Here is a 12,101-nt window from a genome sequence, read left to right as displayed (position 1 = left end):
GCGGAGCAGGAAGCGGGCTATACCAGCCCCGCTCCCCTTCGCGTCACGTGTTATTCGGTTTCCAGATCGATATCGATACCGAGCGAACGGATCTCTTTGATCAACACGTTGAAGGACTCGGGCATGCCCGGCTCCATACGGTGATCGCCATCCACGATGTTCTTGTACATCTTGGTACGGCCGTTCACGTCGTCCGACTTCACTGTGAGCATTTCTTGCAGGGTGTATGCCGCGCCGTATGCTTCCAGCGCCCACACTTCCATCTCCCCGAAACGCTGACCACCGAACTGCGCCTTACCACCCAACGGCTGCTGGGTAACCAGGCTGTAGGAACCAGTGGAACGCGCGTGCATCTTGTCGTCCACCAAGTGGTTCAGCTTGAGCATGTACATGTAGCCAACGGTCACAGGACGCTCGAACTTGTTGCCGGTACGGCCGTCGAACAGCACCATCTGGCCGCTCTCTGGCAGGTCGGCCAGCTTCAGCATGGCCTTGATCTCACGCTCCTTGGCACCGTCGAAGACAGGCGTCGCCATCGGCACACCTTTCTTGAGGTTGTTGGCCAGGGCGAAGATCTCTGCGTCGGAGAACTCGTCGAGGTTTTCCTGACGACCACCGATCTCGTTATAGATCTCGGTCAGGAAGGTACGCAGCTCGGCTGCCTTGCGCTGTTCTTCGATCATGCGGTCGATCTTCTCGCCCAGACCTTTGGCCGCCAGGCCCAGGTGGGTTTCGAGAATCTGACCGACGTTCATACGCGAAGGTACGCCCAGCGGGTTCAGTACGACGTCGACCGGAGTACCGTTGGCGTCGTGCGGCATGTCTTCTACCGGCATGATCACCGAGACGACACCCTTGTTACCGTGACGACCGGCCATCTTGTCACCCGGCTGGATGCGACGGCGGATTGCCAGGTAGACCTTGACGATCTTCAGTACGCCTGGAGCCAGGTCATCGCCCTGCTGCAGCTTGCGCTTCTTGTCTTCGAACTTGTCGTCCAGCAGACGGCGACGATCTACGATGTACTGCTGAGCCTTTTCCAGCTGCTCGTTCAGTGCATCTTCGGCCATCCGCAGTTTGAACCACTGGCCGTGCTCCAGACCGTTCAGTACGTCGTCAGTGATCACGGTGCCTTTCTTCAGGCCCGCACCACCGTCGACCACCTGGCCGTTCAGAGCCGAACGCAGACGCTCGAAGGTCGCGCCTTCGACGATGCGGAACTCTTCGTTGAGGTCCTTGCGGATCTCGTCCAGCTGCATCTTCTCGATGGCCAGGGCGCGGCTGTCGCGCTCGACGCCATCACGGGTGAAGACCTGTACGTCGATGACGGTGCCCTTGGTGCCGGTCGGCACGCGCAGGGAAGTGTCTTTGACGTCGCTGGCCTTCTCACCGAAGATCGCACGCAGCAGTTTCTCTTCCGGCGTCAGCTGGGTCTCGCCTTTCGGAGTGACCTTGCCGACCAGGATGTCACCGGCGCCGACTTCGGCACCGACGTAGACGATACCGGCTTCGTCCAGCTTGTTCAGCGCAGCCTCACCCACGTTCGGGATGTCCGCGGTGATTTCCTCTGGGCCAAGCTTGGTGTCACGAGCCACACAGGTCAGTTCCTGGATGTGGATCGTGGTGAAGCGGTCTTCCTGAACCACACGCTCGGACAGGCAGATGGAGTCTTCGAAGTTGAAGCCGTTCCACGCCATGAACGCGATGCGCATGTTCTGGCCCAGTGCCAGTTCACCCATATCGGTGGACGGACCGTCAGCCATGATGTCGCCACGCGCAACCACATCACCCTTGCTCACCAGCGGGCGCTGGTTGATGCAGGTGTTCTGGTTCGAACGGGTGTACTTGGTCAGGTTGTAGATATCCACACCTGCTTCACCGGTCTCGACTTCGTCGTCAGCTACACGCACGACGATACGGCTGGCGTCGACCGAGTCGATCACACCACCACGGCGAGCCACGACGCAGACGCCGGAGTCACGGGCGACGTTGCGCTCCATGCCGGTACCTACCAGCGGCTTGTCGGCACGCAGGGTCGGTACAGCCTGACGCTGCATGTTCGAACCCATCAACGCACGGTTGGCGTCGTCGTGCTCGAGGAACGGAATCAGCGAGGCAGCAACGGAAACAACCTGCTTCGGCGAAACGTCCATCAGGGTGACGTCTTCCGGCGCCTTGACGGTGAATTCGTTCAGGTGACGGACCGCTACCAGCTCGTCGATCAGGTGCTTCTGCTCGTTCATCGCAGCCGAAGCCTGGGCGATGACGTGATCAGCTTCTTCGATCGCCGACAGGAACACGATGTCGTCGGTGACCACACCCTCTTTCACCACACGGTACGGGCTTTCCAGGAAGCCGTACTGGTTGGTGCGGGCGTAGGCCGCCAGGGAGTTGATCAGACCGATGTTCGGACCTTCCGGCGTTTCGATCGGGCACACGCGGCCGTAGTGGGTCGGGTGTACGTCACGGACTTCGAAGCCGGCACGCTCACGGGTCAGACCGCCAGGGCCGAGTGCGGAGACACGACGCTTGTGGGTGATCTCGGAGAGCGGGTTGTTCTGGTCCATGAACTGCGAGAGCTGGCTGGAACCGAAGAACTCCTTCACCGCCGCCGCAACCGGCTTGGCGTTGATCAGGTCCTGCGGCATCAGGCCTTCGCTTTCGGCCATCGACAGACGCTCTTTGACCGCACGCTCGACGCGCACCAGGCCAACGCGGAACTGGTTCTCGGCCATCTCGCCGACACAACGCACGCGACGGTTACCCAGGTGGTCGATGTCGTCGACGATGCCCTTGCCGTTACGGATGTCGACCAGGGTCTTCAGTACATCGACGATGTCTTCCTTGCTCAGCACGCCCGAACCTTCGATCTCGGTGCGACCGATACGACGGTTGAACTTCATGCGGCCTACGGCGGACAGGTCGTAACGCTCGGCGCTGAAGAACAGGTTGTTGAACAGGGTCTCGGCGGCGTCCTTGGTTGGTGGCTCGCCTGGACGCATCATGCGATAGATTTCGACCAACGCTTCCAGCTGGTTGCTGGTGGTATCGATCTTCAGCGTGTCGGCGATGAACGGACCGCAATCGATGTCGTTGGTGTACAGGGTCTCGATGCGGACGACCTGGGCCTTGGCGATCTTGACCAGCAGATCGGTGGTCAGCTCGGTGTTGCACTCGGCCAGGATTTCACCAGTTGCCGGGTGCACGATGGCCTTGGCAGTGGTACGGCCAATCATGTACTCGAGCGGAACGTCCAGCTGCTTGACGCCAGCTTTCTCGATCTGGTTGATGTGGCGCGCAGTGATACGGCGGCCTTGCTCGACGATGACCTTGCCGGTCTCGTCGGTGATGTCCATTACCGCAACTTCACCGCGCAGACGCTGGGCAACCAGCTCCAGGCTCAGCTTCTCACCGGAAACGTGGAACACGTTGGTGGTATAGAAGGTGTCCAGGATCTCTTCGGTGCTGTAGCCCAGGGCGCGCAGCAGTACGGAGGCCGGCAGCTTGCGGCGACGGTCGATACGGACGAACACGCAGTCCTTCGGATCGAACTCGAAGTCGAGCCAGGAGCCGCGGTAAGGAATGATGCGAGCGGAGTACAGCAGCTTGCCGGAGCTGTGAGTCTTGCCACGGTCGTGGTCGAAGAACACACCAGGCGAACGGTGCAGCTGGGAAACGATCACACGCTCGGTACCGTTGATAACGAAGGTACCGTTCTCAGTCATCAGGGGAATTTCACCCATGTAGACTTCTTGCTCTTTGATGTCCTTGATCGCTTTGTTCGACGATTCCTTGTCGAAGATGATCAGGCGCACCTTGACCCGCAGTGGGACCGCGAAGGTCACGCCACGCAGGACACATTCCTTCACATCGAAGGCAGGCTCGCCCAGGCGATAGCCTACGTACTCCAGGGCAGCATTGCCGGAGTAGCTGATGATCGGGAATACCGATTTGAAGGCCGCATGCAGACCGACGTCGCGAAACTGATCCTTGGATGCTCCCGCCTGCAGGAATTCGCGATACGAATCCAGCTGGATGGCCAGGAGATACGGCACATCCATGACGTCCGGCAACTTGCTAAAGTCCTTGCGGATACGTTTTTTCTCAGTGTATGAGTAAGCCATCAGCGTTCCCCAGCTTGGTCACCTGCTTGTTTGGCTTCTCCCGGCGGGAGCAGCCAGAAAATCGTGCAAACCCCTTGGTTTGCGCCACCCACATGGGTGTCTTGCAGCTCATTATCGGGGCCGACATGATCGGCCACCAATAACGGAAAAAGGCCGGTGGCACAGGCCACCAGCCATCAGCCCTACGCTTGACGCTCAGGCTGCAGTCGCAAAGTCGAAATTACTTCAGCTCGACTTTAGCGCCAGCTTCTTCCAGCTTCTTCTTAGCGTCTTCAGCGGCTTCTTTCGAAACGCCTTCAGCTACAACCTGAGGAGCGCCATCGACTTTCTCTTTGGCTTCTTTCAGGCCCAGACCGGTCAGTTCGCGAACGGCTTTGATGACGTTCACTTTCTTGTCGCCGGCTTCAACCAGGACAACGTTGAACTCGGTCTGCTCTTCAACAACGGCGGCGGCAGCAGCTGGGCCAGCGGCAACAGCGGCAGCAGCGGTAACGCCGAAGGTTTCTTCCATTGCTTTGATCAGTTCAACAATTTCCAGAACGGTTTTCTGGCCGATTGCTTCGATGATTTGCTCGTTAGTCAGAGACATGACTATGAATTCCTGTATTGGGGGACAGCCTTACACGGCCATCAAATTAAACGTTTGATTTCGAGAGAAGCTACGCCGCCTTAGGCAGCAGCGGCTTCTTTCTGGTCGCGCAGAGCTGCCAGGGTACGAGCCAGCTTGCTGGTTGCACCTTGGATTACGCTCATCAGCTGTGCGATAGCCTCGTCGCGAGTTGGCAGGGTTGCCAGCACGTCGATCTGGTTAGCGGCAAGGAACTTGCCGTCGAACGCAGCTGCCTTGATCTCGAACTTGTCCTGACCCTTGGCGAATTCCTTGAACAGACGGGCAGCAGCGCCCGGGTGTTCGTTGGAGAACGCAATCAGGGTAGGGCCGGTGAAGGCGTCGTTGAGGACACTGAATTCAGTGTCAGCAACAGCGCGCTTGAGCAGGGTGTTACGTACGACACGCACGTATACGCCAGCTTCACGAGCCTCTTTACGGAGTCCGGTCATTGCGCCTACAGTCACACCACGGGCATCGGCCACGACAGCGGACAGAGCGACTTTGGCAGCCTCGTTGACTTCAGCGACGATGGCCTTCTTGTCTTCGAGTTTAATTGCCACGGGTTTACTCCTGGTTTCTACCGTTTCATCTGGCCGAGGCCGGATGTCGTTTTGGTGTCTGACTCGCGAGCGAATCGGGAGCACCATCTGCGTAGGCTTGTGTTTTAAGACTTGCGTCGCCTACGGTCTTGGATAGCCCCCGCCAGGCAGGGACCCCAATCTTGTTGCAGTCGGCGCGCTCGAGAGACCGCGCCGACTTTGCATTACACGTTCAGCGAGCTCTGATCGATGATCAGACCTGGGCCCATGGTGGTGCTCAGGGTAACGCGCTTGACGTAGATACCTTTCGAGGAAGCCGGCTTGATACGCTTCAGATCAGCGATCAGGGCTTCAACGTTTTCCTTCAGCTTGTCGGCTTCGAAGCCGATCTTGCCAACGGAGGTATGGATGATACCGTTCTTGTCGGTACGGTAGCGAACCTGACCAGCCTTGGCGTTTTTCACGGCAGTGGCTACGTCTGGGGTCACGGTACCGACTTTCGGGTTAGGCATCAGGCCACGAGGACCCAGAACCTGACCCAGCTGACCGACAACGCGCATGGCATCCGGGGATGCGATGACGACGTCATAGTTCAGGTCGCCGCCTTTCATTTCGGCAGCCAGATCGTCCATACCTACGCGGTCAGCGCCGGCAGCCAGAGCGGCCTCGGCAGCGGGCCCCTGGGTGAAGACAGCAACGCGTACGGTCTTGCCAGTGCCGTGCGGCAGCACAGTAGCGCTACGAACGACCTGGTCGGATTTACGCGGGTCAACACCGAGGTTTACGGCGATGTCGTACGACTCGACGAATTTGGCAGCCGGCAGCGAAGCCAGCAGGGTAGCGGCCTCTTCGAAGTTATAGGCCTTGCCTGCTTCGATTTTCTCGGCGATTGCCTTTTGACGCTTGGTCAGCTTAGCCATTACACACCCTCCACGTTCAGGCCCATGCTGCGGGCAGAGCCAGCGATGGTGCGTACAGCTGCATCCAGGTCAGCGGCGGTCAGATCAGCCTGTTTTGCCTTGGCGATATCTTCCAGCTGAGCGCGGGTGACGGTACCGACCTTGACGGTGTTCGGACGGGCCGAACCACTGGTCAGGCCAGCAGCTTTCTTCAGCAGAACCGAGGCAGGGGTGCTCTTGGTTTCGAAGGTGAAGCTACGGTCACTGTAAACAGTGATGATCACAGGAGTCGGCAGGCCGGCTTCTTGACCCTGAGTACGGGCGTTGAAGGCCTTGCAGAATTCCATGATGTTCACACCGTGTTGACCCAGTGCTGGACCAACGGGTGGGCTTGGGTTGGCCTGGCCGGCCTTTACTTGCAGCTTGATGTAAGCCTGAATCTTCTTAGCCATGAGCTACTCCAAAATCGGGTTCGAACGCCTGGTGGCTCCCCGGATGACTTGCGTTTTATCCCAGTGACGACAAAACCCCGCAGCACATAGGGCTGCGGGGTATGGGATGCGTCGCTCAGTTAGACCTTCTCGACCTGACTGAACTCAAGCTCTACCGGAGTAGAGCGACCGAAAATGAGCACTGCGACCTGCAGACGGCTCTTCTCGTAGTTAACCTCTTCGACGCTACCGTTGAAGTCGGCGAATGGACCGTCAATGACGCGAACCACTTCACCCGGCTCGAACAGCGTCTTCGGCTTCGGCTTGTCACTGCCGTCGGCAACGCGACGCAGAATAGCTTCTGCCTCTTTATCGGTGATCGGCGCGGGCTTGTCCGCGGTACCACCAATGAAACCCATGACGCGAGGGGTATCCTTGACCAAGTGCCAAGTCCCTTCGTTCATTTCCATCTGCACCAGGACATAGCCCGGGAAGAATTTACGCTCACTCTTGCGCTTCTGGCCGTTGCGCATTTCGACGACTTCTTCGGTCGGAACGAGAATCTCGCCAAACCCGTCTTCCATGCCTGCCAGCTTTACGCGCTCGATGAGGGAGCGCATGACATGCTTCTCGTAACCCGAGTAAGCATGCACAACATACCAACGCTTAGCCACGAGACACCCTTAGCCAACAATCAAGGAAACCAACCAGCCGAGCAGGGAATCCAGACCCCACAACAGCAGCGCCATCACGAGGACCACAGCCACCACGATCAACGTAGTCTGGGTAGTCTCCTGGCGGGTTGGCCACACGACTTTACGGATCTCGGTACGAGCTTCCTTCGCCAGCGTAAAGAACGACTTACCCTTCGCAGTCTGCAGAGCAACGAAGCCTGCGACAGCTGCCAGGGCGAGCAGCGCGAGAACGCGATACAGGATAGGAGCGGCGGAGTAATACTGATTACCCACGACACCTACGACAACCAATGCAACTACAGCCAGCCACTTGAACAGATCAAAACGCGATTCTTGGGCTTCAGTTTTGGGAGTCATCGGGGAGGATCCTGTAAGAAGAAAGCCAATCACACCGAGGTGAATGGCAGGTCAGGAGGGAATCGAACCCCCAACCTACGGTTTTGGAGACCGTCGCTCTGCCAATTGAGCTACTGACCTGTAACGCTGTATCAGGCCGGCCATTATGCCGGCCTGATTTAGATAAATCAACTACTTATTCAATAATCTTCGCTACGACGCCGGCGCCGACGGTACGACCGCCTTCACGGATGGCGAAGCGCAGACCGTCTTCCATTGCGATGGTCTTGATCAGGGTGACAGTCATCTGAATGTTGTCACCTGGCATTACCATTTCAACGCCTTCCGGCAGTTCGCAGTTACCGGTCACGTCAGTGGTACGGAAGTAGAACTGAGGACGGTAGCCTTTGAAGAACGGAGTGTGACGACCGCCTTCTTCCTTCGACAGAACGTAGACTTCTGCGGTGAACTTGGTGTGCGGCTTGACCGAACCTGGCTTGACCAGAACCTGGCCACGCTCAACGTCGTCACGCTTGGTACCACGCAGCAGAACGCCGCAGTTCTCGCCAGCACGACCTTCGTCCAGCAGCTTGCGGAACATCTCAACACCGGTGCAGGTGGTGGTGGTGGTGTCACGCAGACCAACGATTTCCAGCGGATCCTGAACGCGGACGATGCCACGCTCGATACGGCCGGTAACAACGGTACCACGACCCGAGATCGAGAATACGTCTTCGATCGGCATCAGGAACGGCTGGTCGACGGCACGAACTGGCTCAGGGATGTAGGCATCCAGAGTTTCTACCAGCTTCTTGACAGCGGTAGTGCCCATTTCGTTGTCGTCTTTGCCTTCCAGCGCCATACGAGCCGAACCGATGATGATCGGAGTGTCGTCGCCTGGGAAGTCGTAGGTGGACAGCAGGTCGCGAACTTCCATCTCGACCAGTTCCAGCAGCTCAGCGTCGTCTACCAGGTCAGCCTTGTTCAGGAAGACCACGATGTACGGAACGCCTACCTGACGGGACAGCAGGATGTGCTCACGGGTTTGTGGCATCGGACCATCGGCAGCCGAGCAAACCAGGATCGCGCCGTCCATCTGGGCAGCACCGGTGATCATGTTCTTCACGTAGTCAGCGTGACCTGGGCAGTCAACGTGAGCGTAGTGACGAATGTTCGAGTTGTACTCGACGTGAGCGGTGTTGATGGTGATACCGCGCGCTTTTTCTTCCGGAGCCGAGTCGATCTTGTCGAACTCAACGACTGCCGAACCGAAAACTTCGGAGCAGACGCGAGTCAGAGCTGCGGTCAGAGTGGTCTTACCGTGGTCAACGTGGCCGATAGTGCCGACGTTAACGTGGGGAAGGGAACGATCAAACTTTTCCTTAGCCATCGATACAGTCCTCCGCAGAAGAAATAGTCACTACGCTGATAAAACAAAGGCAGATATTTTCATATCTGCCTTGTTTATATGGAGCTCTTGAGCGGACTTGAACCGCTGACCTCACCCTTACCAAGGGTGTGCTCTACCAACTGAGCTACAAGAGCGAAACTCTTTGTGCCAAAACAGCAAACTTGGAGCGGGTAGCGGGAATCGAACCCGCATCATCAGCTTGGAAGGCTGAGGTTCTACCACTAAACTATACCCGCGGAGCTTGCAGCTCTCGCTAAAACTGGTGGAGGGAGAAGGATTCGAACCTTCGAAGCTCTCGCAACGGATTTACAGTCCGTCCCCTTTGGCCGCTCGGGAATCCCTCCAGACGTGGCGGGCATTCTATTTACCTGCCGACCTGTAGTCAAGCATTTTTTTCAATTAAATCTGAAAGTTAGCTGCTTTGACTATGCTTCCGGTACTACCACCTGAGCGGTGTTCCCTGCGAAGCGGGCGCCATTCTATCAAGCTATTCGCCAGTTGCAATACCCTGGCAGAAAATAATTTTATGTTTTAAGTCTTTGAAATCACTGGAAAGACTGGCAATGACCGCCTCATCCAGCAAACGCTCGCTATCAGGGCTGACCTTGAGCCAGAAGCCGTCCGCGCCAGCCAACTGCCCCTGCACGGGCTGAGCGGCGATATCCAGGCTCAGCAATCGCTGGCGCAAGGCCACGAGTTCATCCTGCCCGGTAAATCCCCCCACCACCAGGCACTCATCCCTGCGTCTGGCGGGAGCCGCCGCTCCCGTCTCCCGAAGCAGGCGGATCTCCTGCTGACTTCCCTTGTAGAGGGAAAGGGGTGCAACTTCCTTGACCCGTACCGGCGCCTCCTGCTGGTGCCACACGTAATAGACGGCATTTAGCACTACCAACAGCAGAAACAACCAACGCATAGGCACCTCAACTCAAGGGGCAGGCCATCGCCAGGCCAACAAAGACCAGGTCCGGTACAACCCGCGCGCCAGGTGCAGACACCTGGACCAGGGGCGCATCGCCTCCCGTGAGGAAGACGCTGAACTCATTACCCCACAGCGCGCGCGCCTGATCGATCTGCGTATGGGCGAACCCCTGCAGCATCAGCACGCACCCACGTTCGACTGCCTCGACCGTGGAGCGCCCGGGCTCAAGACTGCTCAATGCTCGCTCGGCCGAGGCATCGTCATAACGAATACGGCGGGTATGGGTCCGCAGCTGGCTACGCATCAGAGGCATCCCCGGACAGATATATCCACCCAGGTGCTGACCATCCGCCGCCACGAAGTCCGCCTTGGCGGCTGTGCCAAAATCCATCACCAGGCAAGCCCCTTTGGCCAGGTGGAATGCACCGAGGGCGGCCAGCCAGCGATCCATGCCCAGGCGCTCATGATCTTCATAGCCATTGCGTACTCCCGCCATTTCAATGACAGGACGCGCAACCCGCACGTCAACAGCGAAGGCTTGCCTGATCGCCTCGCACAGCGCATCGGTTTCTTCCTCGCTGCGCACGCTGACCATCCGTGCACCCGCCAGGCGCGCGGCAGCCAGCCCTCCGACAGCGGCCAGCAGCGCCTGATCCGAATCGACGATACCGCCACCCACAATGGTGGCATCCGCAGCATGAATCACACGCCACTTGATAAAGCTATTACCGCAATCGAGCTCAAGAATCATCGCGCAACCTCAACCCGAGCTCTCCACCACTGAAGCTCTTCTCCACACCCTCGACATCCATGCGTAGACCGCCCTGCCCGTCCACACCCAGCACAATGCCATCGACCGTCTGATTGCCGGCGATCAGCGAGACCTTGCGCCCCTGCCACAGATGCGCCTGCTCCCATTCCTCCTGGAAAGCAGCGAAACCATAGCGACGATGGCGTGAAAGCTCATGCTGCAATTGCTGGTTCAACTGCGCAACCAGACGATTGCGATCAATGAGATCGCCAGTCTCCCGACGCATCGATGTCCATTGCTGGTCGACCTGATCATTGCTCTGCATGTTCACATTGATGCCGACACCTAGCACGACGTGACAGACATCCGCGGGGTCGCCAACCAGCTCCAGAAGAATGCCGACAATCTTCTTGTTAGCGACAAGAACGTCATTGGGCCATTTCAGCCCCGCTCCCTTTACACCGAACGTATGCAGCGTGCGCATTACCGCGAGGCCAACGACCAGACTCAGCCCCTCAAGCTGGCGCATGCCACCCTCTACCCGGAGCACCAGGCTGTAATAGAGATTCTCAGCGAACGGGCTGACCCAGTGTCGGCCGCGCCGACCACGACCAGCACTCTGGCGCTCGGCGAGCACCAGGAAGGGAGCTGCTTGCCCCTTTCCAATCAGACGCAGGGCCTCGGCATTGGTCGAATCTATCGAGTCATGGACAAGAACAGGCCATTGCTCACCCTGCGTGAATGCAGCAATCGCCGACGCCTCGAGCAGGCTCAATGGCGTAGCCAGCTGGTATCCACGACCACGCACCTTGTGAATGGTGAGGTTCAGCTCGCTTTCGAGGTGCTGCAGCTGCTTCCACACAGCACTGCGGCTTACCCCCATGGCTTCCCCCAGGGCCTGGCCAGAATGAAATCGGCCATCCTTGAGGAGATTCAACAACTTCAGCATGCCAGTCTCGACTTGGAATAAGGCTGGCATGATAGCCACGGGCTGCTGGATTGCATAGGAAAAGGGCAGGGATATCCCCGCGAGAAAGGGAGGGCGCCGATGTGTCCCGTGGCGTGCGCGGTGTCGGCGCGGGGGAGCGATGAGATCTGGCGAACGCCAGAAAGACAAAACCCCTACCTGCTCGCGCAGATAGGGGTTTTGCGAAATGAATCTTGACGATGACCTACTCTCACATGGGGAAACCCCACACTACCATCGGCGATGCATCGTTTCACTGCTGAGTTCGGGATGGGATCAGGTGGTTCCAATGCTCTATGGTCGTCAAGAAATTCGGTTGCCAGTGCGTCTTTGCAGACACGCCAGCCAATTCGGATATGTGATCTTTGTGAGTCGCTTCGAACTTTCGGTTCGTTTCGTCTTCACCACCGCAATCTGCA

Annotated in this window: 11 protein-coding genes, 4 tRNA genes and 1 rRNA gene; all 16 read right to left on the bottom strand. The window is 58.1% G+C overall.

All coding sequences use genetic code 11. The features are described 5' to 3' along the window. Positions 1–50: 50 nt before the first annotated feature. The 16 genes from rpoB to rrf all read right to left on the bottom strand — a co-directional run bounded on the left by rpoB (position 51) and on the right by rrf (position 11,990). A complete protein-coding gene (gene rpoB, locus AB688_RS04620) occupies positions 51–4,124 on the bottom strand; it encodes a DNA-directed RNA polymerase subunit beta (protein ID WP_054926048.1) in 4,074 nt (1,357 codons plus the stop codon). 220 nt (positions 4,125–4,344) lie between these two features. After that, complete coding sequence (gene rplL, locus AB688_RS04615; protein WP_054893558.1) at positions 4,345–4,713, bottom strand: 50S ribosomal protein L7/L12; 369 nt, start codon at positions 4,711–4,713, stop codon at positions 4,345–4,347. Positions 4,714–4,793: 80 nt separating this feature from the next. Then, positions 4,794–5,294, bottom strand: coding sequence for a 50S ribosomal protein L10 (gene rplJ / locus AB688_RS04610; protein ID WP_029614620.1), 501 nt, complete (start codon positions 5,292–5,294; stop codon positions 4,794–4,796). Positions 5,295–5,497: 203 nt separating this feature from the next. Then, positions 5,498–6,193, bottom strand: coding sequence for a 50S ribosomal protein L1 (gene rplA / locus AB688_RS04605; protein WP_054893557.1), 696 nt, complete (start codon positions 6,191–6,193; stop codon positions 5,498–5,500). Then, positions 6,193–6,624 carry a 50S ribosomal protein L11 gene (gene rplK / locus AB688_RS04600; protein WP_003255500.1) on the bottom strand — a complete coding sequence of 144 codons (432 nt, stop codon included), beginning with the start codon at positions 6,622–6,624 and terminating at the stop codon, positions 6,193–6,195. Before rplK ends, rplA begins: the two co-directional genes overlap by 1 nt. A 119-nt stretch (positions 6,625–6,743) precedes the next feature. Then, complete coding sequence (nusG, locus tag AB688_RS04595; RefSeq protein WP_003255501.1) at positions 6,744–7,277, bottom strand: transcription termination/antitermination protein NusG; 534 nt, start codon at positions 7,275–7,277, stop codon at positions 6,744–6,746. A gap of 9 nt (positions 7,278–7,286) precedes the next feature. Next, entirely contained in the window at positions 7,287–7,655 is a 369-nt protein-coding gene (gene secE, locus AB688_RS04590; RefSeq protein ID WP_063542475.1) for a preprotein translocase subunit SecE, read from the bottom strand. Between the two features lie 44 nt (positions 7,656–7,699). Further along, positions 7,700–7,775: transfer RNA gene (locus AB688_RS04585), tRNA-Trp, on the bottom strand. Between the two features lie 55 nt (positions 7,776–7,830). Continuing rightward, positions 7,831–9,024 (bottom strand): elongation factor Tu, encoded by a 1,194-nt coding sequence (gene tuf / locus AB688_RS04580; protein WP_013970626.1) that lies wholly within the window; start codon positions 9,022–9,024, stop codon positions 7,831–7,833. 79 nt (positions 9,025–9,103) lie between these two features. Then, positions 9,104–9,179, bottom strand: a tRNA-Thr gene (locus AB688_RS04575). Positions 9,180–9,207: 28 nt separating this feature from the next. After that, positions 9,208–9,281 (bottom strand) — tRNA-Gly (locus AB688_RS04570). A 24-nt stretch (positions 9,282–9,305) separates the two neighbouring features. Then, positions 9,306–9,389, bottom strand: a tRNA-Tyr gene (locus tag AB688_RS04565). A gap of 143 nt (positions 9,390–9,532) precedes the next feature. Further along, positions 9,533–9,958 (bottom strand): hypothetical protein, encoded by a 426-nt coding sequence (locus AB688_RS04560; protein WP_063542473.1) that lies wholly within the window; start codon positions 9,956–9,958, stop codon positions 9,533–9,535. A 7-nt stretch (positions 9,959–9,965) separates the two neighbouring features. Continuing rightward, complete coding sequence (locus tag AB688_RS04555) at positions 9,966–10,715, bottom strand: pantothenate kinase (protein WP_063542470.1); 750 nt, start codon at positions 10,713–10,715, stop codon at positions 9,966–9,968. Continuing rightward, positions 10,705–11,664, bottom strand: coding sequence for a bifunctional biotin--[acetyl-CoA-carboxylase] ligase/biotin operon repressor BirA (birA, locus tag AB688_RS04550; RefSeq protein WP_054895649.1), 960 nt, complete (start codon positions 11,662–11,664; stop codon positions 10,705–10,707). The genes AB688_RS04555 and birA overlap by 11 nt, the downstream gene beginning before the upstream one ends. A 210-nt stretch (positions 11,665–11,874) precedes the next feature. Beyond that, positions 11,875–11,990, bottom strand: a 5S ribosomal RNA gene (rrf, locus tag AB688_RS04545). Positions 11,991–12,101: the final 111 nt, after the last annotated feature.

This window comes from Pseudomonas putida, from assembly GCF_001636055.1.
Taxonomy (GTDB): Bacteria; Pseudomonadota; Gammaproteobacteria; order Pseudomonadales; family Pseudomonadaceae; genus Aquipseudomonas; species Aquipseudomonas machongensis.
Note: the sequence above shows the minus strand (reverse complement) of the source record. Positions and strands in the feature narration are given on the sequence as shown.

What these genes read in the sequence shown, in the direction of transcription:
- rpoB (WP_054926048.1), bottom strand. Translation starts at nt 4,124, where the DNA reads ATGGCTTACTCATACACTGAGAAAAAACGTATCCGCAAGGACTTTAGC.
- rplL (WP_054893558.1), bottom strand. Translation starts at nt 4,713, where the DNA reads ATGTCTCTGACTAACGAGCAAATCATCGAAGCAATCGGCCAGAAAACC.
- rplA (WP_054893557.1), bottom strand. Translation starts at nt 6,193, where the DNA reads ATGGCTAAGCTGACCAAGCGTCAAAAGGCAATCGCCGAGAAAATCGAA.
- rplK (WP_003255500.1), bottom strand. Translation starts at nt 6,624, where the DNA reads ATGGCTAAGAAGATTCAGGCTTACATCAAGCTGCAAGTAAAGGCCGGC.
- secE (WP_063542475.1), bottom strand. Translation starts at nt 7,655, where the DNA reads ATGACTCCCAAAACTGAAGCCCAAGAATCGCGTTTTGATCTGTTCAAG.
- tuf (WP_013970626.1), bottom strand. Translation starts at nt 9,024, where the DNA reads ATGGCTAAGGAAAAGTTTGATCGTTCCCTTCCCCACGTTAACGTCGGC.
- AB688_RS04560 (WP_063542473.1), bottom strand. Translation starts at nt 9,958, where the DNA reads ATGCGTTGGTTGTTTCTGCTGTTGGTAGTGCTAAATGCCGTCTATTAC.
- AB688_RS04555 (WP_063542470.1), bottom strand. Translation starts at nt 10,715, where the DNA reads ATGATTCTTGAGCTCGATTGCGGTAATAGCTTTATCAAGTGGCGTGTG.
- birA (WP_054895649.1), bottom strand. Translation starts at nt 11,664, where the DNA reads ATGCTGAAGTTGTTGAATCTCCTCAAGGATGGCCGATTTCATTCTGGC.